The organism is Saccharopolyspora oryzae, assembly GCF_027853915.1.
Classification (GTDB): domain Bacteria; phylum Actinomycetota; class Actinomycetes; order Mycobacteriales; family Pseudonocardiaceae; genus Saccharopolyspora; species Saccharopolyspora oryzae.
Window position 1 is genome coordinate 1 of the sequence record NZ_JAQGLA010000018.1, and the last position, 25,361, is coordinate 25,361.

At 70.4% G+C, this 25,361-nt stretch carries 25 protein-coding genes; 11 read left to right on the forward strand and 14 right to left on the reverse strand.

The annotated features are described in order from the left end of the window. The first annotated feature begins 67 nt into the window (after nucleotides 1-67). Entirely contained in the window at nucleotides 68-1,153 is a 1,086-nt protein-coding gene (locus OU415_RS14375; RefSeq protein WP_270949237.1) for a ferredoxin--NADP reductase, read from the forward strand. 48 nt (nucleotides 1,154-1,201) lie between these two features. Here the strand turns inward: OU415_RS14375 and OU415_RS14380 are convergent, their stop codons facing one another. Further along, nucleotides 1,202-2,548: an FAD-binding oxidoreductase gene (locus tag OU415_RS14380; RefSeq protein ID WP_270949238.1), complete on the reverse strand. Its 1,347-nt coding sequence runs from the start codon at nucleotides 2,546-2,548 to the stop codon at nucleotides 1,202-1,204. Between the two features lie 61 nt (nucleotides 2,549-2,609). Between OU415_RS14380 and OU415_RS14385 the strand changes: the two genes are divergently transcribed. Beyond that, entirely contained in the window at nucleotides 2,610-3,578 is a 969-nt protein-coding gene (locus OU415_RS14385; protein WP_270949239.1) for a helix-turn-helix transcriptional regulator, read from the forward strand. A gap of 459 nt (nucleotides 3,579-4,037) precedes the next feature. Here the strand turns inward: OU415_RS14385 and OU415_RS14390 are convergent, their stop codons facing one another. Genes OU415_RS14390 through OU415_RS14410 form a run of 5 tightly spaced genes read right to left on the reverse strand, consistent with a single transcriptional unit; the run spans nucleotide 4,038 to nucleotide 8,808 of the window. Beyond that, nucleotides 4,038-5,210, reverse strand: coding sequence for a lipid-transfer protein (locus tag OU415_RS14390; RefSeq protein ID WP_270949240.1), 1,173 nt, complete (start codon nucleotides 5,208-5,210; stop codon nucleotides 4,038-4,040). After that, complete coding sequence (locus OU415_RS14395; protein ID WP_270949241.1) at nucleotides 5,207-5,632, reverse strand: MaoC family dehydratase; 426 nt, start codon at nucleotides 5,630-5,632, stop codon at nucleotides 5,207-5,209. The genes OU415_RS14390 and OU415_RS14395 overlap by 4 nt, the downstream gene beginning before the upstream one ends. Further along, nucleotides 5,629-6,576 carry a bifunctional MaoC family dehydratase N-terminal/OB-fold nucleic acid binding domain-containing protein gene (locus OU415_RS14400; protein WP_270949242.1) on the reverse strand — a complete coding sequence of 316 codons (948 nt, stop codon included), beginning with the start codon at nucleotides 6,574-6,576 and terminating at the stop codon, nucleotides 5,629-5,631. The genes OU415_RS14395 and OU415_RS14400 overlap by 4 nt, the downstream gene beginning before the upstream one ends. A gap of 12 nt (nucleotides 6,577-6,588) precedes the next feature. Beyond that, on the reverse strand, nucleotides 6,589-7,761 hold the full coding sequence (locus OU415_RS14405) for an acyl-CoA dehydrogenase family protein (RefSeq protein WP_270949243.1): 1,173 nt from the start codon (nucleotides 7,759-7,761) through the stop codon (nucleotides 6,589-6,591). A 12-nt stretch (nucleotides 7,762-7,773) separates the two neighbouring features. Continuing rightward, nucleotides 7,774-8,808, reverse strand: coding sequence for an acyl-CoA dehydrogenase family protein (locus OU415_RS14410; protein ID WP_270949317.1), 1,035 nt, complete (start codon nucleotides 8,806-8,808; stop codon nucleotides 7,774-7,776). Nucleotides 8,809-9,067: 259 nt separating this feature from the next. Between OU415_RS14410 and OU415_RS14415 the strand changes: the two genes are divergently transcribed. Continuing rightward, nucleotides 9,068-9,751: a class I SAM-dependent methyltransferase gene (locus tag OU415_RS14415; protein WP_270949245.1), complete on the forward strand. Its 684-nt coding sequence runs from the start codon at nucleotides 9,068-9,070 to the stop codon at nucleotides 9,749-9,751. 263 nt (nucleotides 9,752-10,014) lie between these two features. Here the strand turns inward: OU415_RS14415 and OU415_RS14420 are convergent, their stop codons facing one another. From OU415_RS14420 to OU415_RS14430, 3 genes are read right to left on the reverse strand one after another with little or no spacing between them, the layout of a single operon-like run. Then, complete coding sequence (locus OU415_RS14420) at nucleotides 10,015-11,088, reverse strand: prenyltransferase (protein WP_270949246.1); 1,074 nt, start codon at nucleotides 11,086-11,088, stop codon at nucleotides 10,015-10,017. After that, nucleotides 11,075-11,797 carry a methyltransferase domain-containing protein gene (locus OU415_RS14425; RefSeq protein ID WP_270949318.1) on the reverse strand — a complete coding sequence of 241 codons (723 nt, stop codon included), beginning with the start codon at nucleotides 11,795-11,797 and terminating at the stop codon, nucleotides 11,075-11,077. The genes OU415_RS14420 and OU415_RS14425 overlap by 14 nt, the downstream gene beginning before the upstream one ends. A 2-nt stretch (nucleotides 11,798-11,799) precedes the next feature. Continuing rightward, nucleotides 11,800-13,056: a glycosyltransferase family 4 protein gene (locus OU415_RS14430; protein ID WP_270949247.1), complete on the reverse strand. Its 1,257-nt coding sequence runs from the start codon at nucleotides 13,054-13,056 to the stop codon at nucleotides 11,800-11,802. A gap of 162 nt (nucleotides 13,057-13,218) precedes the next feature. On the opposite strand from OU415_RS14430, the gene kstR reads away from it, so the two are divergent. Continuing rightward, on the forward strand, nucleotides 13,219-13,827 hold the full coding sequence (kstR, locus tag OU415_RS14435; RefSeq protein ID WP_270949248.1) for a cholesterol catabolism transcriptional regulator KstR: 609 nt from the start codon (nucleotides 13,219-13,221) through the stop codon (nucleotides 13,825-13,827). Between the two features lie 46 nt (nucleotides 13,828-13,873). Here the strand turns inward: kstR and OU415_RS14440 are convergent, their stop codons facing one another. Both OU415_RS14440 and OU415_RS14445 read right to left on the reverse strand, forming a co-directional pair. Further along, the gene (locus OU415_RS14440; protein ID WP_270949249.1) at nucleotides 13,874-14,911 is read right to left on the reverse strand and encodes an MBL fold metallo-hydrolase; all 1,038 of its coding nucleotides are present in this window, start codon (nucleotides 14,909-14,911) and stop codon (nucleotides 13,874-13,876) included. A gap of 164 nt (nucleotides 14,912-15,075) precedes the next feature. Then, nucleotides 15,076-15,972: an SDR family oxidoreductase gene (locus OU415_RS14445; protein ID WP_270949319.1), complete on the reverse strand. Its 897-nt coding sequence runs from the start codon at nucleotides 15,970-15,972 to the stop codon at nucleotides 15,076-15,078. A 136-nt stretch (nucleotides 15,973-16,108) separates the two neighbouring features. Between OU415_RS14445 and OU415_RS14450 the strand changes: the two genes are divergently transcribed. The 4 genes from OU415_RS14450 to OU415_RS14465 are packed head-to-tail and all read left to right on the forward strand — an operon-like array spanning nucleotide 16,109 to nucleotide 19,568. Beyond that, the gene (locus OU415_RS14450; protein WP_270949251.1) at nucleotides 16,109-16,867 is read left to right on the forward strand and encodes an enoyl-CoA hydratase family protein; all 759 of its coding nucleotides are present in this window, start codon (nucleotides 16,109-16,111) and stop codon (nucleotides 16,865-16,867) included. Further along, a complete protein-coding gene (locus OU415_RS14455; protein ID WP_270949253.1) occupies nucleotides 16,867-17,724 on the forward strand; it encodes a CoA transferase subunit A in 858 nt (285 codons plus the stop codon). Before OU415_RS14450 ends, OU415_RS14455 begins: the two co-directional genes overlap by 1 nt. Before the next feature lie 21 nt (nucleotides 17,725-17,745). Further along, nucleotides 17,746-18,486: a CoA-transferase subunit beta gene (locus OU415_RS14460; protein WP_270949255.1), complete on the forward strand. Its 741-nt coding sequence runs from the start codon at nucleotides 17,746-17,748 to the stop codon at nucleotides 18,484-18,486. 11 nt (nucleotides 18,487-18,497) lie between these two features. Then, nucleotides 18,498-19,568 (forward strand): NAD(P)H-dependent flavin oxidoreductase, encoded by a 1,071-nt coding sequence (locus OU415_RS14465; protein WP_270949320.1) that lies wholly within the window; start codon nucleotides 18,498-18,500, stop codon nucleotides 19,566-19,568. Here the strand turns inward: OU415_RS14465 and OU415_RS14470 are convergent. From OU415_RS14470 to OU415_RS14480, 3 genes are all read right to left on the reverse strand, one after another. After that, the gene (locus OU415_RS14470; protein ID WP_270949256.1) at nucleotides 19,531-20,142 is read right to left on the reverse strand and encodes a TetR/AcrR family transcriptional regulator; all 612 of its coding nucleotides are present in this window, start codon (nucleotides 20,140-20,142) and stop codon (nucleotides 19,531-19,533) included. The genes OU415_RS14465 and OU415_RS14470 overlap by 38 nt on opposite strands. A 133-nt stretch (nucleotides 20,143-20,275) precedes the next feature. Further along, nucleotides 20,276-21,049: an SDR family oxidoreductase gene (locus OU415_RS14475; protein ID WP_270949257.1), complete on the reverse strand. Its 774-nt coding sequence runs from the start codon at nucleotides 21,047-21,049 to the stop codon at nucleotides 20,276-20,278. 22 nt (nucleotides 21,050-21,071) lie between these two features. After that, the gene (locus tag OU415_RS14480) at nucleotides 21,072-22,247 is read right to left on the reverse strand and encodes an acyl-CoA dehydrogenase family protein (protein ID WP_270949258.1); all 1,176 of its coding nucleotides are present in this window, start codon (nucleotides 22,245-22,247) and stop codon (nucleotides 21,072-21,074) included. A 149-nt stretch (nucleotides 22,248-22,396) separates the two neighbouring features. Here OU415_RS14480 and OU415_RS14485 point away from each other — a divergent pair, with 149 nt between their 5' ends. Genes OU415_RS14485 through OU415_RS14495 form a run of 3 tightly spaced genes read left to right on the forward strand, consistent with a single transcriptional unit; the run spans nucleotide 22,397 to nucleotide 25,355 of the window. Further along, nucleotides 22,397-23,251: an enoyl-CoA hydratase gene (locus tag OU415_RS14485; RefSeq protein WP_270949259.1), complete on the forward strand. Its 855-nt coding sequence runs from the start codon at nucleotides 22,397-22,399 to the stop codon at nucleotides 23,249-23,251. A 5-nt stretch (nucleotides 23,252-23,256) separates the two neighbouring features. Further along, nucleotides 23,257-24,372, forward strand: coding sequence for an acyl-CoA dehydrogenase family protein (locus OU415_RS14490; RefSeq protein ID WP_270949321.1), 1,116 nt, complete (start codon nucleotides 23,257-23,259; stop codon nucleotides 24,370-24,372). Next, entirely contained in the window at nucleotides 24,369-25,355 is a 987-nt protein-coding gene (locus tag OU415_RS14495; protein WP_270949260.1) for an acyl-CoA dehydrogenase family protein, read from the forward strand. The genes OU415_RS14490 and OU415_RS14495 overlap by 4 nt, the downstream gene beginning before the upstream one ends. Nucleotides 25,356-25,361: the final 6 nt, after the last annotated feature.

Consider the following 25,361-nt stretch of genomic DNA (forward strand, 5'->3'; position numbering starts at 1 on the left):
CGTGAGTGCGTAACAGTGTTCGAACACTGTTACGCACTCACGACCCAGAAATCTCTAGGAGCCAGTGATGCCTGAGCCTGCCCGGTTGCGGGTTGTCGCGGTCGTCGACGAGACCGGCGACAGCCGGTCGCTGGTGTTCGAGGCACCACCGGACTGGTCCTACCGCCCGGGCCAGTTCCTGACCCTGCGGATTCCCAGCGACGAAACCGGGTCCGTCGCGCGCAGCTACTCGCTGTCGAGCTCCCCGCACGTCGACGACGCCATGAAGGTGACGGTGAAGCGGGCCGGCTACGGCTCGAACTGGTTGTGCGACAACGTGGTCGCCGGGTCCGAAGTGGACGTGCTGCCACCTGGTGGCGCGTTCGTCCCGGGTTCGCTGGACGAGGACTCGCTGCTGCTGGCCGCCGGCAGCGGCATCACGCCGGTGATGTCCATCGCGAAGTCCGTGCTGGCCGCCGGAACCGGCCGCATCGCGCTGGTCTACGCCAACCAGCACCAGGACTCGGTCATCTTCGCCGCCGAGCTCCAGGAACTGGTGGCCCGGTACCCGGATCGCCTGCTGGTCGTGCACTGGCTGGAATCGGTCCAGGGCCTGCCGACGGCAGCGACGCTGCGCGAGCTGGTCCGGCCGTTCGCCGACCGCGAGTGCTTCGTGTGCGGCCCGGGCGGTTTCATGGACACCGCCGAGGAAGCGCTCCGCGAGCTCGACGTCCCCCGCGCACGGACCCACATCGAGCGCTTCGTCTCCCTCAAGCGGAACCCGTTCGAGCGCAAGAAGCGCAAGTCCGCTTCCGCCGCAACGGATTCCAGCACCGAACCTGCTCCGGCCGAGGCGACCAACGCCGAGCCGGCCCGGGGCGAACCTGCCGACGGGTCAGCGGACGCGACCGTCGAGGTCGACCTCGACGGGGAGCGCCACGAACTCCGCTGGCCGCGCCAGAAGCGCCTGCTCGACCTCCTGCTGGACAACGACGTCGCGGCCCCGTTCTCCTGCCGGGAAGGAGCGTGCAGCGCCTGCGCCTGCCGCATCGAGAGCGGCGAGGTCAAGATGGTCCAGAACGAGGTCCTGGAGCAGGAGGACCTGGACGAGGGCATCATCCTCGCCTGCCAGTCGCTTCCCATCACCGACCGGGTCCGCGTCACCTACGACTGACCCGGGGTGGTGCCGATCTTCGAGGAACCGGCACCACCTGCTCCGGGGTCAAGCCGGGGGGATGTTGTGGTTCAGGCGGAAGGTGTTGCGGGGGTCGTAAGCCGCCTTCATGGCGCGGAGGCGCTCGTAGTCGGGAGCGTCGTAGGAGGCCCGGACGTCGTCGGGGTTGGCGCTGCCGCCGGCGAGGAAGTTGAGGCAGCGACCGCCCGTCGACCAGCGCTGCATCTCGTCCATCACGAGGTTCTGCAGCGCGTTGGCGGCGTCCACCGTGTCCTCGTCGACCTTGGAGTTCAGCCCGAAGACGTAGGCCGCGTCCCGGTTCCCGACGCAGTTCTCCGCCTGCCGCGACAGGGCACCGCCGAGGTGGCGCACCTCGACGACGCAGCGCTGCGGTGCGTTCGGGCCGACCAGGTCCAGCAGGGTCTTGATCGCCGCGTCGTCGAAGTCGCGCAGCATCGCGTTGGTCGTCACGTACGGCATCGGCTGGGTCGGGTCGTTGCAGATCGAGCCGACCTCGCGGTACGGCATCACGCGCACCGAATCGATCAGCCGCGGCCCGATCGCGCGCAACGGTTCGACCAGCCGCTCCCCTTCCTCGGCGTCGCCGGCGTAGGCGATCCGCACGTGCGCGACGTGGCGCCCGCGCAGCGGTTCCGGCAGCGCCGGGATGTCCGGGAACGGCACCAGCGCGACCGAGGAGGTCATCTCCTCCGGCAGGTCCCGGGTCCACCGCTGCCAGGTCGTCAGCACGTCCTCGATCTGGTGCGCGTCGAAGTACAGCGCCCCGCCGTAGAGCTCGGCCACCGGAACCAGGTCGACCTCCATGCCGGTCACGACCCCGAAATTGCCGCCCGCACCGCACAGGGCCCAGAACAGCTCGGACTCGGCGGTGACCCGGCGCAGCTGCCCGTCGGCGGTGACGATCTCGATGGCCCGCACGTGGTCGGCGGCGTAGCCGTAGCGCCGCGCGAGGTGCCCGATCCCGCCGCCCAAGGTGTAGGACACCGCGCCGACGTGCGGGGCGCTGCCGGACAGCGGCGCCAGCCCGAACTCCGCCGCCGCCTCGACGACGGATCCCCACTGCACTCCCGCCTCGAACCACGCCGTCCGGCGCTCGGCGTCGATCCGCACCTCGCTCATGCGGTTGGTGGTGATCAGCACGCCACCGTCCACCTCGGCGGGCACCCCGTGGCCCTGGCTCTGCACCGCGACGGCCAAACCCCGCTCCACCGCGTACGCCACCGCGGCCCGCACGTCGTCCGCACCGGTCGCCCCGACCACGACGTTCGGTCGACGCCCCCGGAAGGTCTGGAACCCGGAGCGTTCGGTGTCGAAGTGCTCGTCGGAAGGGGACAGGACTGGGCCGTTGGTGGTCAACGCGGAGAAGTCGTTCATGATGACGACCCTAGAACACCTTCCGGACAGATCTTGTCCTAATGGACGCGATAATGGGGTTATGACGACTTTGCCCGCCCGGCTGCTCCGGTTGTTGTCGCTGCTGCAGAGCAGGCGCGAGTGGTCCGGTGCCGAACTCGCCGACCGCCTGGAGGTCACCGGCCGCACCGTGCGGCGCGACATCGACCGCCTGCGCGAGCTCGGCTACCCCGTCTCCTCCACCACCGGGACCGCCGGCGGATACCGGCTGGAGTCGGGGAAGAACCTGCCGCCGCTGCTGCTCGACGACGACGAAGCCGTGGCGGTGGCGGCCGGCCTGCTCACCGCGGCCAGCGGGAGCATCACCGGCATCGAGGAGAGCTCGATCCGCGCGCTGGCCAAGCTGGAGCAGGTGCTCCCGGCCCGGCTGCGCGCCCGGGTGGCGGCCGTCTCGGGCGCCACGGTGCCGATGGTGGTGCGCGACGGCCCGCAGGTCGACGCGGCGACGCTGGCCACCGCCGCCGCGGCCTGCCGGGACCGCGAAGTCCTGTCGTTCGACTACGTCAAGCGCGATGGCGCGGCGCAACCCCGACGGGTCGAACCGCACAGCGTCGTAGCCGTCGTCGGGCTCTGGTACCTGATCGCCTTCGATCCCGAGCGCGACGACTGGCGCACCTTCCGCCTCGACCGCCTGCAGGACCCGCTGGCCACCGGACGCCGTTTCGAACCCCGCGAACTCCCCGCCGAGAGCGCCGCGGACTACCTGCGCAGCTCCATCGCCGACGCGCCCTACCGCTACACCGCGCAGGTTTCAGCGCAAGCTCCCGCGGAGGTGGTGCGCGAACACCTGCACCCGCTGCTGCCCAGCCGGGTGACGCCCACAGGTGTCAACGACTGCACCGTCGAACTGGGCGAGGACTCGCTGTCCCGCATCACCCGCCAGATCGCCGCGCTGGCCGCCCTCGACGTCGAGTTCACCGTCGACACCTCCGACGAGCTGCGGGAACAGCTGCGCGCCACTCTGCACCGGGGCCTCGACGCCCTGTCCTGACCCGGCATCACCCGATCGATCAGCTCTCGGATTGGATCGCCGCGAACGGGGAATCCCCCGGTAGACCGACCATTTGCACCTTTTCTTCGACGCGATCTCAGCCGACGTGAAGTCCTGAGAGCACGATGATCAGGAGCGAACCAATGGGTGTCAGCGGCGTACTCCAGGACGAACTCGCACGTTCCCGGACCTGGACCACACCGCCCAGCAACAGCACGGCCGTCCTGCGCATGGACGAATGCCCGCAAGGCGGAGGCCACGCCCCGATGCCCAAGCAAGGCGGAGGCCTGATCTGCATCAAGTGCGGCCAAGCCTGCTGACCGAACCGCAGTTTCAATTGAAACTGTGATCCGCCGTGGCTGGAACCCGCAGTTTCAATTGAAACTGCGGTCCACATCGTGGGATCCGTGCGACTCCCCCAACGCCGGGGTCTGCAGTTTCAATTGAAACTGCAGATCTTCACGCCGCGGACAGGACCAGGCCGCTGGTGGGGACTCCGGTTCCTGCCGTGACCAGGACGTGGTCGACGTCGGGGACCTGGTTGACCGCCGTGCGCCGGATCTGGCGGACCGCTTCGGCGATGCCGTTCATGCCGTGGATGTAGGCCTCGCCGAGTTGGCCGCCGTGGGTGTTCAGCGGGAGCCGTCCGCCCAGCTCGATCGCGCCGTCGGCGATGAAGTCCTTGGCCTCGCCACGTCCGCAGAAGCCCAGTTCCTCGAGCTGCACCAGCACGAACGGGGTGAAGTGGTCGTAGAGGATGCCGACCTGGACGTCCTGCGGCCCGATCCCGGACTGCTGCCACAGCTGCCGGGAGACCACGCCGAGTTCCGGCAGCGCGGTGAGGTCCTCGCGGTAGTAGCTGGTCATGGTGAACTGGTCGGCCCCGCTGCCCTGCGCCGCCGCAGCCACCAGGGCCGGCGGGTTCGGCAGGTCGCGCGCCCGCTCCGGGCTGGTCACCACGATCGCGACGCCACCGTCGCTCTCCTGGCAGCAGTCCAGCAGCCGCAGCGGTTCGGTGATCCAGCGCGACGCCTGGTGGTCGGCCAGGGTGATCGGGCGCTGGTAGAACCAGGCGTTCGGGTTGGTCGCGGCGTGCTTGCGGTCGGCCACCGCAACCCGGCCGAAGTCCTCGCTGGTCGCACCGTATGCGTGCATGTACCGGCGGGCGAACATGGCGACCTGCGCACCCGGCGTGGCCACCCCCATCGGATAGGTCCAGCTGTTGTCCAGGCCGGTCGAGGTGGGCGCGCCCGCGAGCGCGGTCTGCACCTGCCCGAACCGGTTCCCGGACCGCTCGTTGAACGCCCGGTAGCAGACCACCACCTCGGCCATCCCGGTCGCGACCGCCATCGCGGCCTGCTGCACCGTCGCGCAGGCCGCGCCGCCGCCGTAGTGGATGCGGCTGAAGAAGCTCAGCTCCGGGACGCCGAGTTCCCGCGCCACCGCGACCTCGGTGTTGGTGTCCATGGTGAAGGTGACCAGACCATCCACATCGGACGGTTCCAGTCCCGCGTCGGCGAGCGCGGTGCGCACCGCCTCGGCGGCCAGCTGCAGCTCGCTGCGCCCGGAGTCCTTGGAGAACTCCGTGGCTCCGATGCCCACGACCGCCGCGCGGCCGGAGAACTCGCTCATCCCGCCACCTCCGGCAGTTCGACCCGAACCGTCCCGCTGACGTGCGTGCCCAGGCTGTTGCGCCCCAGCACCTCCACCACCAGCACCGATCCGTCGCGTTCCAGCACCTGGCCGTGCATGGTCAGCACCTCGTAGGCGTAGCAGGGCACGCCGAGCTTGATCGCCACGCCGCGCACCAGCGCCTCCGGGCCGGCCCAGTCGGTCACGTAGCGCTGCACCAGCCCGGTCGTGGTGAGGATGTTGATGAAGATGTCCTTCGACCCCTTGGCCACCGCCAGGTCGCGGTCGTGGTGGACGTCCTGGAAGTCCCGCGTGGCGATCGCGGTGCTGACCACGAACGTCGGGCTGACCTCGATGTTCTCCTCCGGGAGGGAGTCGCCGATGGCGACCTCTCCCAGCAGTCGAGTCCGTGCGAGCGTCATGAACCCTCCGTCGGCTCGGGCCGCCAGATGGGCAGCGTCAGCTCTTCGTCGATGCGCTGGAAGTCGACCCTGACCCGCTGGCCGATCTCCACCTCGTCCGGTGCCACGCCGTGCAGTTCGCCGAGCACGCGCACCCCTTCGTCCAGTTCGACCAGGGCGACCACCAGCGGCAGTTCCTTGCCCGGTACCGGCGGGTGGTGGTGCACGACGTAGCTGTAGACCTCGCCGCGCCCTTCGGACACCAGGTGGATCCGTTTGGTGGCACCGCATTCCGGGCACATCGGTCCCGGTGGGTGCCGCAGCAGCCCGCACTGCCCGCAGCGCTGGATGCGCAGTTCCCCGGCCGCGGTGCCTTCCCAGAAGTAGGCCGTGTCCGCGCCGATGGCCGGCCGGATCACGCTCGCACCGGTTTCCCGTTTCGGCTCCTCGGGTTTCTGCTCCGGTGGGCGGAACTTCAGCACCCGGAACAGCATCTCGGCGACCGGTTCGTCGCCGGCGAACCAGGTGTTGCGGGTGGTGACGAACCAGCCCTCGCCGAGCGCGGTCGTCTTCGGCCCGACCACGCTGTCCAGCTTGGTCGACACGCTGAGCTGCTCGCCGTGCCGCAGGTACCGGTGGTAGGTCTGCTCGCAGTTGGTCGCCACCACGGAGGTGAACCCTGCCTCGTCGAGCTCGGCCATCATCGCGTACAGCGGATCATCGGGATCCCGCTGCGGGTTCAGCCCGCCCATCGTCCACACCTGCACCATCGCCGGCGGCGCGACCAGTCCACCGTGGACGGATTCGGCAGCGGCCGATTCGGAGGTGTAGACCGGGTTCTGGTCGCCGATGGCCTCCACCCAGTTGTTGATCATCGGCAGGTTGACCGGATCGCGCGCGGCCCGCGGTGCGCTGGCTCCGCGCTCCTGGATGCGGTGAGCGGCGTCGGTGATCGAGCTGGTCATGTTCCCTCCGGCTCAGCGGGGCACTCGGGGCAGGTCGAGCCCGGCGGTGGCGATGAGTTCGCGCTGCACCTCGTTGACCCCGCCACCGAAGGTCAGCACCAGGTTTCGCTTGTACTGCACGTCCAGCCAGGACAGCAGGTCCGCGGTGTCCGCATCGGACGGATCGCCGTGCCTGCCTACCACCTCGGCCAGCAGTCGTCCCAGGTCCTGGATGCGCTCGGACGAGAACACCTTGGTCGCCGAAGCGTCCGCGATCGCGACCGGCCCGTGCGCCGCGGCCGCGGCGACCTGCCAGTTCAGCAGCTCGTTGACCCGCTCCTCCGCGCGCGCCCGGGCCAGCACCCGGCGGACATCGGGCAGATCGAGCAGCGGCGTTCCGCCCGGAGCGGTCCGGGCGGCGGCCCAGGCGTGCACCCGTTCGCGCAGGCCCGCGATGCGGCCGGCCGGGCCGAGCATGACCCGCTCGTGGTTGAGCTGCGTGGTGATCAGCCGCCAACCCCGGTCCAGCTCCCCCACCAGCATCGATGCGGGCACCCGCACGTCCTGGTAGTAGCTGGCGTTGACGTGGTGCGCGCCGTCGCAGGTGATGATCGGCGTCCACGAGTAGCCGGGGTCGGTGGTGTCGACGATCAGGATCGAGATGCCCTTGTGCTTGGGCGCGTCCGGATTCGTCCGGCAGGCCAGCCAGATGTAGTCGGCGTCGTGCGCCCCGGTGGTGAAGATCTTCTGCCCGTTGACCAGGAAGTTCTCGCCGTCCCGCACCGCCGTGGTGCGCAGCGAGGCGAGGTCGGTGCCGGCGTCCGGTTCGGTGTAGCCGATCGCGAAGTGGATCTCGCCCGCAAGGATCTTGGGCAGGAAGAACTCCTTCTGCTCCGGCGTGCCGTAGGCCTGCAGCGTCGGCCCCACCGTTTGCAGCGTCACCGCGGGCAGCTGCACGTCCGCGCGGGCGGCTTCGTTGGCGAAGATGAGCTGTTCGACGTCGCCGAACCCCCGCCCGCCGTACTCCACCGGCCAGCCCACGCCGAGCCAGCCGTCGCGCCCCATCCGGCGCACGACGTCGCGATGCGCCTGGCAGTGCCGGTCGACGGCCAGCTGCTCGCGCTCCTCGGACGTGACCAGCCCGCTGAAGTAGTCGCGCAGCTCGGCTTCGAGCGCGCGCTGCTCGGCGGTGAGTTCGATGAACATCGACACCTCGTTTCAGGCTCGTACCGCGAGCTCGTCCAGGCGGTGGTGCGCACCGCCGACGAGCCGGGCCAGGTCCGCGATCAGCGACGAGTAGCGGTGCAGCGGGTAGGTGATGTCGAGGCCGAGACCGCCGTGCAGGTGGTGGCAGGTGCGCAGCATCGCGGGGGCCTCCTCGGCCAGCCACCAGGCGGCGATGTCGAGGTCCTCGGTGGCGTCGAGCCCGGACCCCAGCCGCCAGCACGCGGAGAGCGCGGCCAGGTGCAGGGTGCGGGCGGCGACGTAGGCGTCGGCGACCTGCTGGGCGACGGCTTGGAACGCGGCCAGCGGCTTGCCGAACTGGTGCCGCGTCCGCAGGTGCTCGGCGGTGAGCGCCAGGGCCCCGGCGACCGCGCCGTCGCCGATCGCGCAGATGCCAGCGATCGCGCAGGCGTGCAGGTCGGCCAGGGCGGTTGCGCCACCGAGGAGTTCTGCCGGGGCTTCGTCGAACCGGACCGTCCACTCGAATCCCGACGAAGTGCGGGTCCGGTGCAAGGTGACGCCCGGCCCCGCCGGATCGACCAGCGCCACTGCCGGACCGTCCGGGGTCGTCGTCGAAACGAGGAGCCGGTGCGCTCGATCGGCGTGCAGCACTCCGGTCTTCGTCCCGGACACCTTCTGGCCGTCCATCGCGGTTCGGGGGTGGCCGGGCATCGGCGACGACGGTTCGTTGAGAGCTGCGGTCAGCTGCTTGTCGCCGAGCAGCTCCTCCTGCTGCTGCGGAGTGCCGTGCCTGACGACGGGCAGGACGCCGAAGGCGAGCGCGCTCAACGCCGGCACGTCGGCGGCGACCCGACCGACCTCGGTCAGCACGACCGCGGTCTCCAGCACTCCGAGCCCGGCGCCGCCCAGCCGCTCCGGAACCGCCAAGGAGAGCAGACCCGCGTCGTCCAGCGCCTTCCACGCGGCGGCGTCGAAACTCGTTCCATCACCGCCGCGGGATTCGCGCCGCAGCACCTGAGCAGCCAGTTCCTGGATGTCCTGCTGCGTTTCCTCGAACGCGAAGTCCATCATCCCCGCCCCACCTAGACCACGAAGTGAAACTTGTTCTAGTGATACCTCCGAACCCACCCAGAAGCAAGCCCCGGTCCCACTCCCGTTCGCCCCCGCCGGGCAGTCGTTTTCGCGAGAAACCACGCCGCTGGCGGATGGCGGCGGAGCACCCGCGCGGACGGCGCCAGGGCGCGATTCGTAGAACAGCTTCTACCGGAACTGGACAGTTCAGGAGGTAGTCTCGGGGCGCACGGAAACCCATCGCGAAGGAGCACCAGTGACGCAGGGATCGGCCATCGAGCGCCCGCAACACCCACCGATCCCGGACGGGCTTCGCGAGCTCGCCGAGCAGGCCACCGGGTTCATGCCCGCCGACGAGGGCCAGGCCCTCTACGAAACCGCGCTGGAGCACCTGGGCACCGGGCTGGCGGTGGAGATCGGCACCTACTGCGGCAAGTCCTCGATCTACCTCGGCGCCGCCGCCCGGCACACCGGCGGCAGGGTCGTCACCGTCGACCACCACCGCGGTTCCGAGGAGCACCAGCCCGGCTGGGAGTACCACGACCCGGGCCTGGTCGACCCGCTGGTCGGCAAGCTGGACACGCTGGGCGAATTCCGGCGAACCATCGCCCGGGCCGGGCTGGAGGACGAGGTCACCGCGATCGTCGGCCGCTCCGGCGACGTCGCCGGGTTCTGGCGCACCCCGCTGTCGCTGCTGTTCATCGACGGCGGGCACACCGATGCGGCGGCCACCACCGACTACGAGGGCTGGGCGCACTGGGTCTCCCCCGGCGGCGTCCTGGTGATCCACGACGTCTTCCCGAACCCCGAGGACGGCGGCCAAGCGCCCTACCGCATCTACTGCCGAGCCCTGGAAACGGGATCCTTCGAGGAAATCCGGGTCACCGGCTCCCTCCGAGTCCTCCGCCGAACCACCGGAGAACCGGGCTCCCTCCCCTGACCCGCACTCCCCCACCCGGGGCACCTTCCCACTCCGCGGACCACAGTTTCAATTGAAACTGCGCTCAGGCGTGGGTGGGATCTGCAGTTTCAATTGAAACTGCGGTCCCCCGGCGTGTCGGGACACGACATGCCGAGGCGTGTCGGGACCAGCTGGTGCCGTGGACGAGGTCCGCAAATTCAATGGAAATCGGAGGTCTGATTTCCATTGAATTTGCGGAAGCCCGTGGCGCGGACGGCGATGCGGGCACGCGGGTGCGGGGGTCAGGTGCCGGAGACGTTCTCGAGTTCGCAGCAGGTGGCGTTCTCCACCGGGAGGCCCGAGGGGAGCTTCTCGCCTCGGAAGATGCCATTGCCCGGCGTGGTTCGGGACAGGGCGTCGGCCGCCAGCACCATCGCGCCCGCGGTCCAGGTGGAGCGTTCCTCCGGCCAGCGCTTGTTGTCGGCGTAGACCAGGCCGGTCCAGTACGAACCGTCCGGATCGCGCAAGTGCTGCATCGCGGCCAGCAGCTCGCGGGCGCGGTCGTACTCGTCGACCGCTTCCAGGCTCAGCACCAGTTCGCAGGTCTCCGCACCGGTGACCCACGGGTGGTCGTCCACGCAGCGGATCCCGAGGCCGTCGACCACGAAGTCCGACCAGCGCTCGAACAGCCGCTTGCGCCCGGCTTCGCCGCGCAGCGCACCGCCGAGCACCGGGTAGTACCAGTCCATCGAGTAGCGGGTCTTCGGCGTGAACGCCTCCGGGTGGTGCCGGATGACGTGGCCGAGCCGTCCCAGCGCCACCTCCCAGCCCGGCTGCGGCTGGTCCAGGTGCTCGGCCAGCGCCAGCGCGCACCGCAGGCTGTGGTGGATGCTCGAGCAGCCGGACAGCAGCGCCTCACCGGTCGGGATCCCGGATTCGCCGATGGCCCAGTCGATCTCGCCGCGCTCCCGCTGCGCGGTGAGCACGAAGTCGATCGCGGTGCGCACCACCGGCCACATCCGCTCGGCGAACGCGTCGTCACCGCTGATCAGCACGTGGTGCCACACGCCGACCGCCGGGTAGGCGCAGAAGTTGGTGTCCGCCCCGGCGTCCTCGACCCGGCCGTCGCGGACCTGCAGCGGCCACGATCCGTCCGCGCGCTGGGTCGTGCGCAACCACTCGTACGCGCGCTCGGCCTCGGCCAGCAGACCGGTCGCCGACAGCGCCATCGCCGATTCGACGTGGTCCCACGGGTCCACGTGCCCGCCGACGAACCACGGGATCGCACCGGACTCCAGCTGGGTCGCCGCGATGGCCCGCCCGGTCTGCACGGCCTGGTCGGCCGAAAGCACGCCGGGGACTTCAGGCCCCCGCACGGGCCGCTCCCGGCTTGCCCAGGTAGACCGCGATGCTCTTGCCCATGACCGGGTCCAGCAGCCGTTCCGCGGTGCGGGTCAGCCACGGGCCCTTCATCAGGTCCCACACCAGCATCTTGTGGTAGGCCTTGGGCAGCGGGTGGTCGTCGTTGTCGGTGCCCACGGCGCACTTGATCCACCAGTACGGCGAGTGCAGCGCGTGCGCGTAGTGGTGGAACGCCGGGCGCAGGCCCGCATCGGTGAGCTTGCCGATCAGCTCGTCGGCGCTGTAGATGCGCACGTGCCCGCCCTCGACCTGGTGGTACTCGTCGGAGAGCATCCAGCAGATCTTCTCCGGCCAGGCGCGCGGCACGGTGACCACGACGCGCCCGCCGGGCTTGACCACGCGCACCAGCTCGCGCATGGCCTTCTCGTCCTCGGGGATGTGCTCCATGATCTCCGAGGCGATGACCACGTCGAAGTGCTCGTCGGGGAACGGCAGGGCGAGGGCGTCACCGGAGACGGTCTGCGCGTTGGCGCCGTCGGGGACCTGGTTCTCGGCCTTCATCGCGCCGAACATGGCCGCCACGTTCTCCAGCTCCGCGACGTCCTGGTCGAAGGCGATCACGTCCGCGCCGCGGCGGTAGAGCTCGAAGGCGTGCCGCCCCGCGCCGCAGCCCAGGTCCAGCACCCGCTGCCCCGCCTGCACGCCGAGCCTGTCGAAGTCCACCGTCAGCAAAGCGTTGCTCCCTTCCGTGCGCGCGGGGTGCGCGCGATCGCTTCCGCGTAGCAGTCGACCGTGGCCGCTGCCACCGACTTCCAGTCGTACTTCGCCAGCACCCGCGCCCGGCCGGCCTCGCCGAGCCGCTGCCGCCGCTCCGGCGAGTCGAGCAGCCGGGCCAGCGCGGTGGCCAAGGCTTCCGCGTCACCCGGCGGCACCAGGTCGGCGCACTCGCCGTCGGCGCCGGCGACTTCCGGGATCGCCCCGGCGCGGCTGGCCACCAGCGGCGTCGCGCAGGCCATCGCCTCCACCGTGGGCAGCGAGAACCCCTCGTACAGCGACGGAACGCTGGCGACTTCGGCGGATCCGAGCAGTTCGGCGAGCTCGGCGTCGCTGATGCCGCTCACGGTCCGCACCGTGTCGTTGATGGCCAGTTCGTCGATGAGCTGCTCGGTGGGTCCGCCGGGGATCGGCTTGGCGACCAGAACGAGTTCCACCTGGCGCTCGGTGCGCAGCTTGGCGACGGCTTCCAGCAGCGTGCCGATGCCCTTCATCGGGGTGTCCGCGCTGGCCATCGCCACGATGCGGCCCGGAACGCGCGGTGCGGTCGGCGGCTTGAACACGTCGGCGTCGACGCCGAGCGGAACCACCTGGAGCTGCTGCGGGGAAACGCCGAAGTCGCTCCGGATGTCGGTGGCCGAGGATTCCGAAACGGTCAGCAGGTGCGGGATCCGGCGCGCCACCCTGGCCTGCATGCGGGTGAAGCCGTACCAGCGGCGCAGCCCGAGGCGGCGCCAGCCGGTAGCGTCGGCGAGGTCGACCCGGCGGTCGTGGGTGATCGGGTGGTGCACGGTCGCGACCAGCGGAATTCCCGCGCGCTGCAGGCCCAGCAGCCCGTAACCGAGGCACTGGTTGTCGTGCACCACGTCGAACTCGTGGGCGCGGGCGCGCAGCAGCTTGGCCGCGCGCAGGCTGAAGGTCAGCGGTTCGGGGAAGCCGGCCGTCCACATCGTGCCGACCTCGAGCAGGTCGATGCCGTCCCGCAGCTCGCGCCAGTTCGGGGTGCGGAACGGGTCGGCGTCGTTGTAGAGGTCGAGGCTGTCCACCGCGGTCAGGTCCACGCCCGGATCCAGCTCGGGGTACGGCTGCCCGGAGAACACCTCGACGTGGTGCCCCAGCTCAGCGAGCCCCCGGCTGAGGTGCCGGACGTAGACGCCCTGCCCGCCGCAGTGCGGCTTGCTCCGGTAGGACAGCAACGCGATCCGCACGGCTCACCTCACACAGCCCGCGGCGCGCGGACTGGGTAGACTGGAACATGTTCTGATCGAACCACGTCGATCACCTTAACCCGTGAGGGTGGTGGGGCGACTGGCCGCGTGGCGACGAACACGCGGTTTTCGACAACCAGACTTCGAGGGGACCCACGCGGCATGGAAAGCACCTCGCGAAACGTCCTGCAGGCGCTGCGGGACGACGAGTCCGGTTCCACGGCTCAGCACGAACGCCGCAAGCGGATCATCGATGCGACCATCGCGCTGGCCACCAAGGGCGGCTACGACGCGGTGCAGATGCGGACCGTGGCGGAGAAGGCCGACGTCGCCCTGGGCACGCTCTACCGCTACTTCCCGTCCAAGGTCCACCTGCTGGTGACCGGCCTGGCCAGGGAGTTCGAGCGCGCGCAGGACAAGCTGGACCGGACCAAGATCCCCGGGGACACCACCTACGAGCGGGTCATGTTCGTGCTCAACCGCACCACCCGCTCGCTGCAGCGCAACCCGCAGCTGACCGAGGCGATGACCCGCGCGTTCATGTTCGCCGACACCTCCGCGGCGGCCGAAGTGGACACGGTCGCCGCGCTCGTCGAGCGCTTCTTCACCAACGCCATGACCGAAGGCGAGCCGACCGAGGAGGAGAAGGCGATCGCCCGGGTGATAGGCGACGTCTGGCTGTCCAACCTGGTCGCCTGGGTGACCCGGCGGGCCTCCGCCTCCGACGTCTCCAACCGCCTCGAACTCACCGTCCGCCTGCTGCTGGCCTGAGCCCGGTCGGTGTCAATTTCGTGCGAAATCGACACCGAGCGGGGGCTCACTTGGCGGGTGCGTACTCGAGGATGCCGTCCTCGTGGGTGGTGACGGTGAGGACACCTCGGGTGACCAGGACGTCGAGGTGGGCGTTGGTCTCGCCGACGGCCAGGACCTGGTTGAACAGGTCCATGTCCGCGAAGTCGCGGTTGCGGCGGGTCCAGCCGAGCTTGAGCGCCGCTTCGTAGGACGTGCCCGCGCCGTCGCGGATCGTGCCGGCTGTCTGCTCCAGGCGTTCTTCGTGGTGCTGCAGGAGTTCGGTGATCCTGCTGTGCGAGCTGCCGCCGACCGGTCCGTGCGCGGGCAGCAGCCGCATGTCCGGGTAGGACTGCATCAGGCGCAGCGAATCCATGTAGTCGCGCAGCGGGAGCTCGGGCCGCGCCGGTTCGACGCCGATGGACGGCGTGATGTGCGGCAGGATGTGGTCGCCGGAGAACAGCAGCGAGGACGCCGAGTCCAGGAACACCAGGTGCCCGGCGGTGTGGCCGGGCGTCGGCACGGCGAGCAGCGTGCGGGACTTCAGCGGTACCTCGACCTTGCCGTCCAGCCACTCGTCCGGGAGCTCGTAAGGGCTGCGCGTCTTCGGCGCCTTCCCGCCGTAGGCCTCGGCGAGCTTGGCCAGCAGATCCCCGGCGCCCCAGCGCCGCAGTCGCTCCGCTTCGGCCTCCTGGTCACCGGCCAGGATCGCGTCCAGGGACGGCTGCTCCCCCGCGCCGAGGCTGATCTGCGAGCCGAAGGTGCGGCGCAGCGTCACCGCGAGGGTGTAGTGGTCGCGGTGCACGTGGGTGACCAGGAAGCGCCGGATGTCCTCGAAGCCGTACCCGATCTGGCCCAGCGCCGATTCGAGCTGGCCGCGCGCTTCGTCCAGCGCCCAGCCGGAGTCGATGAGCACCAGCCCGTCCTCGTCCTCGATGGCGTAGACGTTGACCGCGCGCAGACCGTCGTTGGGCAGCGGCAGCGGAATCCGGTGCACGCCCGGAGCCACTTCGAACACCCCTGGCTCGATCCAGGCGTGCCTGGCTTCCACCGCACCGTCGCTCACCGCTGACCTCCAGCCGTTCGGAATGTCCTTCCGCGAAGCCTAACCCGGAAGCCGGCGGCACTGCGGACCTTTCCGGCGGCTCAGACCCGTGAGCACTTTGGGCTGCTCCAGCAACCCAAAGTACTCACGGACGACCACCTGCGGAAACATCCACAGCAGACCGTTCACGCGCCGTAGACCGGAGCCGGTTCGGGCGCTTCGGCGAGCAGTTCGCGGACCGCCGCACCGATTTCCCCCGCCTGCCAGCGACGTCCCGCATCGCGGGACGGGCCGCGGTCCCAGCCGGTCGCCACGGTCAGCTCGCCGCCTTGGACCTCGAACACCCGGCCCGTCACGTCGCCGGACTCCGCGCTGCCCAGCCAGGCGACCAGCGGGGAGACGTTCTCCGGTGCCATGCCGTCGAATCCGTCCTCCGGCCGCGCCATCATGTCGGCGAACACGTCCTCGGTCATCCGGGTCCGCGCCGACGGGGCGATGGCGTTGACGGTCACCCCGTAGCGGGCGAGTTCGGCCGCGGTGTTGATGGTCAGCGCGGCGATCCCGGCCTTGGCCGCCGCGTAGTTGGTCTGCCCGACGCTGCCGAGCAGTCCCGCGCCCGAGGTGGTGTTGATGACCCGGGCCTGCACCTGCTCCCCCGCCTTCGACCGGTCGCGCCAGTGCTGGGCGGCGTGGCGCATGGTGGCCGCGTGGCCCTTGAGGTGGACGCGGATCACCTGGTCCCACTCGGCTTCGGAGAGGTTGACGAACATCCGGTCGCGGACCACGCCGGCGTTGTTCACCAGCACGTCCAGCCGGCCGAAGCGCTCGACCGCGAAGGCCACCAGCTCCTGGGCCTGCTCCCAGTCGGACACGTCGGCGCCGTGCACCTCGGCCTGCCCGCCCATCGCGCGGATCTCCGCCACGACCTGCTGGGCCGGCTGCTCGTCGCCGCCGCTGCCGTCGAGCCCGACCCCGATGTCGTTGACCACGACGTGCGCGCCTTGCCGGGCGAATTCCAGCGCGTGCGCCCGCCCGAGTCCGCGTCCCGCACCGGTGATGATGACGACCCTGCCTGCGCAGATCACCTGCTGCCTCCTGTCCACATCAGACGCTCCGGGCCGAGGCGCTGAACCCGGCGCACTCCGGTGCTGGCGGGTTGTCCTCGGATGTTGCTACGGTAACAACCCAACCAAACAAGTGCTAGGTTTGGCAGGTGTCATGGGCACGCACATCGAACGCCGATCCAGCGGGATCGTGGTCCTGACGGTCGACCACCCCCCGGTGAACGCACTACCGGTGCAGGGCTGGCACGAACTCGCTGAGGCCCTCACCACCGCGGGTGCCGATCCGCAGACCCGCGCCGTGGTGCTGCAAGCCGCCGGACGCGGCTTCAACGCCGGCGTGGACATCAAGGAGATCGCCGCCGATCCCGGTCACACCAAGCTCGTGGAGGCCAACCACGGCTGCTACGCGGCGTTCAAGGCCGTCTACGAATGCCCGGTGCCGGTGATCAGCGCGGTGCACGGGTTCTGCCTGGGCGGCGGGATCGGGCTGGTCGGCAATTCCGACATCATCATCGCCTCCGAGGACGCCACCTTCGGCCTGCCCGAGGTGGACCGCGGTGCGCTCGGCGCCGCGACCCACCTGTCCCGGCTGGTGCCGCAGCACACGATGCGCGCGATGTTCTACACCGGCCGCTCCGTGACCGCGCAGCAGCTGCTGCACTTCGGCTCGGTGTGGCAGGTCGTACCGCGCGACGAGCTGTCCGCCGCGGCGGAGGCGCTGGCCGAGGAGATCGCGGCCAAGGAACCGCTGGTGATCCGCAAGGCCAAGGAATCGCTCAACGGCATCGATCCGGTCGACGTCAACCGCAGCTACCGGCTCGAGCAGGGCTTCACCTTCGAGCTCAACCTGACCGGGGTCAGCGACCGGGCCCGCGCCGATTTCGTCCACAACGGACAGACGAAGGAGTCGTAGTGCAGGACAAGGTGCTCACCGCCGACGAGGTGGCCGCCGAACTGACCGACGGCATGACCGTCGGCATCGGCGGCTGGGGCTCGCGCCGCAAACCGATGGCACTGGTCCGCGCGATCCTGCGGTCCCCGGTGCGGGACCTGACGTTGGTCTCCTACGGCGGCCCGGACGTCGGGCTGCTCTGCGCCGCGGGCAAGGTCCGCAAGCTGGTGCACGGTTTCGTCTCGCTGGACTCCATCCCGCTCGACCCGCACTTCCGCGCCGCCCGGCAGTCCGGCGCGCTGGAGGTGGCCGAGTACGACGAGGGCATGGTGCTCGCCGGGCTGCGCGCTGCGGCCGCCCGGATGCCGTTCCTGCCGACGCGCGCGGGCCTGGGTTCGGACGTGATGGCGCTGAACCCGGAGCTGCGCACGGTGACCTCGCCGTACGCCGACGGCGAGGAACTGGTCGCGATGCCCGCGCTGAAGCTGGACGTCGCGCTGGTGCACCTCAACCGCGCGGACCGCTTCGGCAACGCCCAGTACCTCGGTCCGGACCCGTACTTCGACGACCTGATGTGCGCGGCGGCGCAGCGCAGCTACGTCAGCTGCGAGGAGATCGTGCCGACCGAGCGCCTGCTGGAGAACGGTCCGCCGCAGACCTTGCTGCTCAACCGGACCCTCACCGACGGCGTGGTGGAGACCCCCAACGGCGCGCACTTCACCAGCTGCGCACCGGACTACGGTCGCGACGAGGCGTTCCAGCGGCACTACGCGGCCAGCGCGAAACCCGAGGCCTGGGAGGCGTTTCGCGCCCAGTTCCTCGACGGAGACGAGCAGAGCTACCAGAAGGCCGTCGCCGCCTTCCACGCCCAGTCCTGACCCAGTCGAGGGGAAACCGGCATGATCACCAGAGCTGAAGTGTGCGCCGCGGCCTGCGCCGACACCTGGCGGGACGCCGGGGCCGCGCTGGCCTCGCCGTTCGGGACGATCCCGTCGATCGGTGCCCGGCTGGCCCGCCTGACCACCGCACCGGACCTGCTGCTCACCGACGGCGAAGCGATGCTGCTGTCGGAAACCACCGCGCTGGGCGAGGAATCCACCAGCCCGGTGGAGGGCTGGATGCCCTACGGCCGAGTGCTCGACATGCTCGCCGGCGGGAAGCGGCGGGTCATGATGGGCGCCTCCCAGGTGGACCGCTACGGCAACCAGAACATCTCCCGCATCGGCCCCTGGGACCGCCCGAAGGTCCAGCTGATCGGCGTGCGCGGCGCGCCGGGGAACTCGGTCAACCACACCACGAACTACTGGGTCGCCAAGCACAACCCGCGCGTGTTCGTGGAGTCGGTCGACCTGGTGGCCGGCGTCGGCCACGACCGGGCGCGGGAGGTCGGCGCGCAGTTCCACGACGTGCAGGTGGTGGTGACCGACCTGGCGGTGCTGGACTTCACCGGCCCGGGCGGCAGCATGCGCCTGCGCTCGGTGCACCCGGGCGTCGAGGTCGCCGAGGTGCAGGAGCAGACCGGGTTCGACCTCGTGGTGGACGACGTGGCCGAGACCAGGTCGCCGACCGACGAGGAGCTGGCGCTGATCCGCGAGATCATCGATCCGCGGAACCTGCGCGACCAGGAGGTCCCGGCGTGATCGAGCAGGTGCTGCGCACCCCGCTGTGCGACCTCACCGGCGTCCGCCACCCCGTGGTGCAGACCGGCATGGGCTGGGTCGCCGGACCCAGCCTCGTGTCGGCCACCGCGCGGGCGGGCGGGCTGGGCATCCTGGCCTCGGCGACGATGACGCTGCCGCAGCTGGCCGACGCGGTGCGCGAGGTCAAGGAACGCACCGACAACCCCTTCGGCGTCAACTTGCGCGCCGACGCCTCCGACGCCGAGGAACGGGTGGACCTGCTCATCCGCGAGCAGGTCCGCGTCGCGTCCTTCGCGCTGGCGCCGAGCCAGCGGCTGATCGGCAAGCTCAAGGACGCCGGGATCGTGGTGATCCCCTCGATCGGCGCCCGGCGGCACGCCGAGAAGGTCGCGGCCTGGGGCGCGGACGCGGTCCTGGTGCAGGGCGGCGAGGGCGGCGGGCACACCGGATCGGTGGCCACCACGCTGCTGCTGCCGCAGGTGGTGGACGCGGTGGACATCCCGGTGATCGCCGCCGGCGGGTTCTTCGACGGACGCGGTCTGGCCGCCGCCCTGTGCTACGGCGCGGCGGGCATCGCGATGGGCACCCGCTTCCTGCTCACCTCGGACAGCCGCGTGCCGCGCGAGGTCCAGCAGTCCTATTTGGACGCCTCGGTGTCCGACACGGTGGTCACCGCGCAGGTCGACGGGCTGCCGCACCGGATGCTGAAGACCGGGCTGACCGAAGCGGCCGAGTCCAAGAACCTGCTGCGCCGGCTGCCCGACGCGCTGCGGCAGGCGGTGGCGTTCAAGTCGTTGATCGGCATGAGCTGGCGGCAGCTCATCACCGACGGCCTGGCCATGCGGCGCGCCCAGAAGCTGCCGCTGAACCGGGTCCTGCTGGCCGCCAACACGCCGATGTTGATCAAATCAGCGCTGGTCGACGGCCGCCCGGAGGCCGGCGTGCTGCCCGCGGGCCAGGTGGTCGGGATGATCGACGAGCTGCCCAGCTGCGAGGAGCTGATCGACCGCGTCGTCACCGAAGCGGCGAACGCCTTGTCGGCGGTCACTCCGGTTCTGCGATCCCCTCGCACAGGATCTTGACGTACTGGTCCGCGATGGCCGACGCGGTGAGCTTTCCGCGCGGGTTGTACCAGTGCACCGTCGTCCACACCATGTCGCGGATGAAGCGGTAGGCCAGCTTGACGTCGAGGTCGGAGCGGAAGACCCCGGCGCGCTGGCCCTCCAGCAGCACGCGGGTCCAGGTGCGCTCGAAGTCGTTGGCGGCCTTGGTCAGGTAGTCGAAGCGGTCCAGCTGCTCGAGGTACTTCGACTCGTTCTGGAAGATCGCGATGGCAGCCCGGTGCTTCTGCATCGCGGCGAAGGACTGCCGGACCAGCTCGGTGATCGCGGTGCGCGGATCGGTGGCCTCCCGCAGCACCTTCTCGTTGGTGCGGTGCTGGTCGTCCAGGAAGGCGCGCAGGATCTCGTCGACCATCGACTCCTTGGAGTCGAAGTGGTGGTACAGGCTGCCGGAGAGGATGCCTGCGGCGTCGGCGATGTCGCGCACCGTGGTGGCGAGGAACCCGCGGGTGGCGAACAGCTCGGCGGCGATGGCCAGCAGCTCGGCACGCCGCTCGGAACCGGACTCCCGCGTCGGGCGGTTCCTACTGGACAAGCGCTTGGTCGATACCACGGCACAATCCTCTCAAAGCCTGGTGACCACCACCTCCGCAGGCCCTCCACAGCCATCCGGGTCCGCAAATTCCATTGAAATCGGACGTTCGATTTCAATGGAATTTGCGGCGGGGTCAGGGGTGTTGGTTGCTGACGGAGATGACTTCTCCGGTCAGGTACGTGGAGTAGTCGCTGGACAGGAAGACGATCACGTTGGCCACTTCCCAGGGCTGCGCCGAGCGGCCGAAGGCCTCGCGGCCGGTGAGCTCGGTCAGCAGCTCCTCGGAGGTCACCTTCGCCAGGTTCTCGTGCATCACCAGGCTCGGCGCGACGGCGTTGATGCGAACCCCCAGCGGCGCCGCGTCCAGCGCCGCGCAGCGGGTCAGCGCCATCACGCCGGCCTTCGCCGCCGCGTAGTGCGCCTGACCGGCCTGCGCGCGCCAGCCGACCACCGAGGCGTTGTTGACCACCACCCCGGCGTTGCCCTGCTCCTGGAACAGCCGCACCGCCGCGCGGGTGCAGCGGAAGGTCCCGTTGAGCGTGACGTCGAGAACCTTGTTCCACTGCTCGTCGGTCATGTCCTGGATGGCCGCGGTGCCGCCGAGCCCGGCGTTGTTCACCACCACGTCGACCTGCCCGAACGAGCTGGTCGCGGTGTCGAACATCCGCTGCACCTGCGCTTCGTCGGTGACGTCGCAGGGCACGGCGATGATCTTCGCGCCGGGCAGCTGCGCGAGCTCGGCGCGGGTCTCCTCCAGCCGGCGCTCGTGCCGATCGCTGATCAGCACCTGCGCGCCTTCCTCGAGCATTCGACGCGCCACAGCGGATCCGATCCCGGTGCCCGCCGCAGCGGTGACCACCGCGGTCTTGCCGGTGAGCAGCCCGTGGGCGGGCGGCGGTGCGGTCATGCCAGGCCTCCTTCTGGCGCGTTCACGGTCGGCTCTCCCGCGGGAGGCCCAGGACGCGCTCGGCGATGATGTTGCGCTGAATCTCGTTGGAGCCGCCGTAGATCGTGTCGGCGCGGGTGAACAGGAACAGCCGCTGCCAGGTGTCGAGGTCGTAGGGCCGGCCCGAGGCCAGCAGACCTCCGGCACCGGCCACGTCCATCGCCAGCTCGCCCAGGTCGCGGTGGAAGGTCGACCACAGCAGCTTCACCACCGAGGCCTCCGCACCCGGCGGGCCGTCGGAGCCCAGGGTCCGCAGGACCGTGCAGCGCAGCGCTTCCAGGTCGACCCGGGCCCGGGCGATCCGGTCGCGCAGCAGCGGATCCTCGATGGCACCGTTCTGCCTGGCCAGCTCGATGATCCCGCCCAGTTCGCGGCGGAAGGTCACCTGCTGGTCGACGGTGCCGATGCCGCGCTCGAAGCCGAGCGTGCCCATCGCGACCTGCCAGCCGGACCCGACCTCGCCGACCACGTTGGCGGCATCGGTGCGCGCGTCGTCGAAGAACACCTCGTTGAACTCCGACGTCCCGGTCAGCTGCTCGATCGGCCGCACCCGCACTCCCGGCTGGTCCATCGGCACCAGCAGGTAGGACAAGCCGCGGTGGCGCTGCTGCTCGGGATCGGTGCGCGCCAGCACGAAGCACCAGTCGGCCACGTGCGCCATCGACGTCCACACCTTCTGGCCGTTGATCACCCACTGGTCGCCTTCGAGGCGCGCGGTCGTGGCGACCCCGGCCAGGTCCGATCCGGCGCCCGGCTCGGAGTAGCCCTGGCACCACAGCTCGCGGGCGCCGACGATCTCGGGCAGGAACCGCCGCTGCTGCTCGGGGCTGCCGAAGGCCATCAGCGTCGGACCGAGCAGCTCTTCACCGATGTGGCCGACCCGCACCGGAGCGTTGGCCTGCGCGTACTCCTCGTGGAAGATCACCTGCTGCTGCACGGTCGCCTCGCGGCCGCCGAACTCGCGCGGCCAGCCCAGGCACGTCCAGCCGTGCTCGGCCAGCAGGCGGTCCCACGCCAGCCGCACGTCGAATCCCTCGTGCTCCCGACCAGGTCCGCCCAGTCCGCGAGCAGCGGCGAACTCGCCGGTGAGGTGCTCGCCGAGCCACTCCCGGACCTCGCGGCGGAAAGCCGCCTCTTCAGTGTTGTCGGTGAGGTCCACGCACCCTCCTCGCTCGACGCGGCCGCACGGCGGTCTCGCGCGGAATCCGCGCTCCTCGCACCGCCGGAGCCGCGAATCGCACTCTACCAAGCACTTGCTTGTTCGGCTATCTTCGACCTGCCGCAACCGCAACCGAGCGAGGAGCGCCGATGGGAGCAGAGCAAGCGGTCGTCACCTACGAACGCCGCGATCAGGTGGCCGTCGTGACGATGAACCGGCCCGACTACCGCAACGCGCAGAACTCCGTGATGACCTACGCCCTCGACGACGCCTTCTACCGGGCCTGCGAGGACGACGAGGTCAAGGTGATCGTGCTGGCCGGAGCCGGCAAGCACTTCTCCGCCGGGCACGACATCGGCTCCCCCGAGCGCGACATCGACGTCAGCTACCCGCGCCGCGCGGGCCTGTGGTGGGACCACACCCGGCACACCGGCGGCGAGTCGCGCTTCGCCCGCGAGCAGGAGGTCTACCTGGGCATGTGCCGCCGCTGGCGGGAGATGCCCAAGCCGGTGATCGCCTCGGTGCAGGGCGCGTGCGTGGCCGGCGGGCTGATGCTGGCCTGGGTGTGCGACCTGATCGTGGCCAGCGAGGACGCGTTCTTCGCCGACCCGGTGGTGCGCATGGGGATTCCCGGCGTCGAGTACTTCGCGCACCCGTGGGTGCTGGGTCCGCGGGTGGCCAAGGAGTTCCTGTTCACCGGCAAGCGGATGAGCGCGCAGCGGGCCTACGAGGTCGGCATGGTCAACCAGGTCGTCCCGCGCGAGGAGCTGGAGAGCGCCACCGCGGAGCTGGCCGAGAACATCGCCGAGATGCCCGGTTTCGGCCTCGCGCTGACCAAGAAGGCGATCAACCAGGCCGAGGACCTGATGGGGCTGCAGAGCGGGATGGATTCGGCCTTCGGACTGCACCACTTCGCGCACGCGCACAACGCCGAGGTCGGCGAGGACTCGCTGAGCGGCATGAACGCGCGGAGCATGAAGCAGGCCCAGCAGAAGCAGGAGTGAGCACAGTGGACCTCGATCTTTCCGCCGCGGACGTGGAGTTCCGCGACGAAGTGCGCGAATGGCTCCGCGAGCACGTCCCGCGCGAGCCGCTGCCGTCGCTGGAGACGGAGGAGGGCTTCGCCGCGCACCGGCGCTGGGAGCAGGAGCTGCACGAGGCCCGGCTGTCGGTGGTGTCGTGGCCGGAGGAGTTCGGCGGGCGGGGCGCCTCGCTGCTGCAGTGGGTGCTGTTCGAGGAGGAGTACTACGCCGCGGGCGCGCCCGGGCGGGTCAGCCAGAACGGCATCTTCCTCCTGGCGCCAACGCTTTTCGAGCACGGCACTCCGGACCAGCAGCAGCGATACCTGCCCCGCATGGCCGCCGGGACCGACATCTGGGCGCAGGCCTGGTCGGAGCCGGAAGCGGGCAGCGACCTCGCCTCGATCCGCTCCACCGCTCGCCGCATCGACGGCGGCTGGCTGCTGTCCGGGCAGAAGACGTGGAGCTCCCGCGCGGCCTTCGCCGACCGGGCCTTCGGGCTGTTCCGCAGCGATCCCGAGGCGCAGCGGCACCGCGGGCTGACGTACTTCCTGTTCCCGCTGGACGCCGACGGGGTCACCGTGCGGCCGATCGGGCGCATCGACGGCAAACCCGCTTTCGCCGAGCTGTTCCTGGACGAGGTGTTCGTGCCCGACGAGGACGTGCTGGGCGGCGTCGGCGAGGGCTGGCGGGTGGCGATGAGCACCGCGAGCAACGAGCGCGGGCTGACGCTGCGCAGCCCCGGCCGGTTCCTCGCCACCGCGCAGAAGCTCGCCGAGCTGCCGGGCGCGCTGGACGACGACCGGGTGGTGGACGCGTGGATCGCCGCGCAGGCCTACCGGCTGGCCACCTTCGAGACCGTCACCAAGGTGACCGGCGGCGGATCGCTCGGCGCCGAGGCCAGCCTCAACAAGCTGTTCTGGTCCGAACTGGACATCGAGATGCACGAGACCGCGTGGGACCTGCTGGGCCCGGAGGCCGAGCTGTCCTCGTGGGTCGAGGGATACCTGTTCTCGCTGGCCGGACCGATCTACGCGGGGACCAACGAGATCCAGCGCAACGTGGCGGCCGAGCGCCTGCTCGGGCTGCCGAGGGGGTCGCGATGAAGTTCGCACCGGACCGCGAGCAGCAGGACATGGCCGACACGCTGTGGAACCTGCTCGCCGACGCGGACACGCCGAAGATCGCCCGCGCCTGGTCGGGCGGCGAGACCGCGACGTGGTGGGAGGTGTGGCGCGAGCTCGCCGACGTCGGCGTCACCGGGCTCACCGTGCCGCAGGAGCACGGCGGGCTCGAGCTCGGCCCGATCGAGCTGGCGCTGTGCCTGGAACAGCTCGGGTACGCGGCGCTGCCCGGACCGGTCGTCGAGTCCCTCGCGTTCCTGCCGCGCCTGCTGCGGGATTCGCCGTGGCTGGCGGAACTGGCCGGTGGTCAGAGCGTCGGAACGGCGATCATCGCAGGTCACCTGCCCCTCGCGCTCGACGCCGACCAGGCCGGTGCAGTGTTCCGCTGCGACGGCGACAGCGTGGTCCGGCTGGGTGGGCTCGTGCTGGAGCGCGCCGAATCCTTCGACCCGGCGCGGCGGCTGTTCACCGTCGAGCACGCCACCGCCGAGCCCGTCGAAGCGGCCGACGCTTCCGCGGCTTTCGACCACGGCGTGCTGGGATGCGCCGCTTACCTGCTCGGGGTCGGGCACCGGCTGCTCGACATCGCCACCGAGTACGTCAAGCAGCGGCACCAGTTCGGCCGGCCGGTCGGCGAGTTCCAGGCCGTCAAGCACCACCTGGCGAACGTGCTGCTCAAGCTGGAGTTCGTCCGCCCGCTGATCCGCGGCGCCTGCCTCTCGATCGACGGGCCGCGCGGTTCCCGCGACGCCTCCGCGGCGAAGCTCGCCGCAGGCGAGGCGGCCCGCTTCGCCGCGCGCACCGCGCTCCAGGTCCACGGCGCGATCGGCTACACCGCCGAGCACGACCTCCACCTGTGGCTCACCAAGGCAACGGCCCTGCGCACGGCCTGGGGCACCCCGACGTGGCACCGCCGCCGCATCGCGACCGCCCTCGCCACCGACCGAACCCCCATCGGCGCCTGACCCCTG

What these genes read in the sequence shown, in the direction of transcription:
- OU415_RS14375 (WP_270949237.1), top strand. Translation starts at nt 68, where the DNA reads ATGCCTGAGCCTGCCCGGTTGCGGGTTGTCGCGGTCGTCGACGAGACC.
- OU415_RS14380 (WP_270949238.1), bottom strand. Translation starts at nt 2,548, where the DNA reads ATGAACGACTTCTCCGCGTTGACCACCAACGGCCCAGTCCTGTCCCCT.
- OU415_RS14385 (WP_270949239.1), top strand. Translation starts at nt 2,610, where the DNA reads ATGACGACTTTGCCCGCCCGGCTGCTCCGGTTGTTGTCGCTGCTGCAG.
- OU415_RS14390 (WP_270949240.1), bottom strand. Translation starts at nt 5,210, where the DNA reads ATGAGCGAGTTCTCCGGCCGCGCGGCGGTCGTGGGCATCGGAGCCACG.
- OU415_RS14395 (WP_270949241.1), bottom strand. Translation starts at nt 5,632, where the DNA reads ATGACGCTCGCACGGACTCGACTGCTGGGAGAGGTCGCCATCGGCGAC.
- OU415_RS14400 (WP_270949242.1), bottom strand. Translation starts at nt 6,576, where the DNA reads ATGACCAGCTCGATCACCGACGCCGCTCACCGCATCCAGGAGCGCGGA.
- OU415_RS14405 (WP_270949243.1), bottom strand. Translation starts at nt 7,761, where the DNA reads ATGTTCATCGAACTCACCGCCGAGCAGCGCGCGCTCGAAGCCGAGCTG.
- OU415_RS14410 (WP_270949317.1), bottom strand. Translation starts at nt 8,808, where the DNA reads ATGGACTTCGCGTTCGAGGAAACGCAGCAGGACATCCAGGAACTGGCT.
- kstR (WP_270949248.1), top strand. Translation starts at nt 13,219, where the DNA reads ATGGAAAGCACCTCGCGAAACGTCCTGCAGGCGCTGCGGGACGACGAG.
- OU415_RS14450 (WP_270949251.1), top strand. Translation starts at nt 16,109, where the DNA reads ATGGGCACGCACATCGAACGCCGATCCAGCGGGATCGTGGTCCTGACG.
- OU415_RS14460 (WP_270949255.1), top strand. Translation starts at nt 17,746, where the DNA reads ATGATCACCAGAGCTGAAGTGTGCGCCGCGGCCTGCGCCGACACCTGG.
- OU415_RS14475 (WP_270949257.1), bottom strand. Translation starts at nt 21,049, where the DNA reads ATGACCGCACCGCCGCCCGCCCACGGGCTGCTCACCGGCAAGACCGCG.
- OU415_RS14485 (WP_270949259.1), top strand. Translation starts at nt 22,397, where the DNA reads ATGGGAGCAGAGCAAGCGGTCGTCACCTACGAACGCCGCGATCAGGTG.
- OU415_RS14495 (WP_270949260.1), top strand. Translation starts at nt 24,369, where the DNA reads ATGAAGTTCGCACCGGACCGCGAGCAGCAGGACATGGCCGACACGCTG.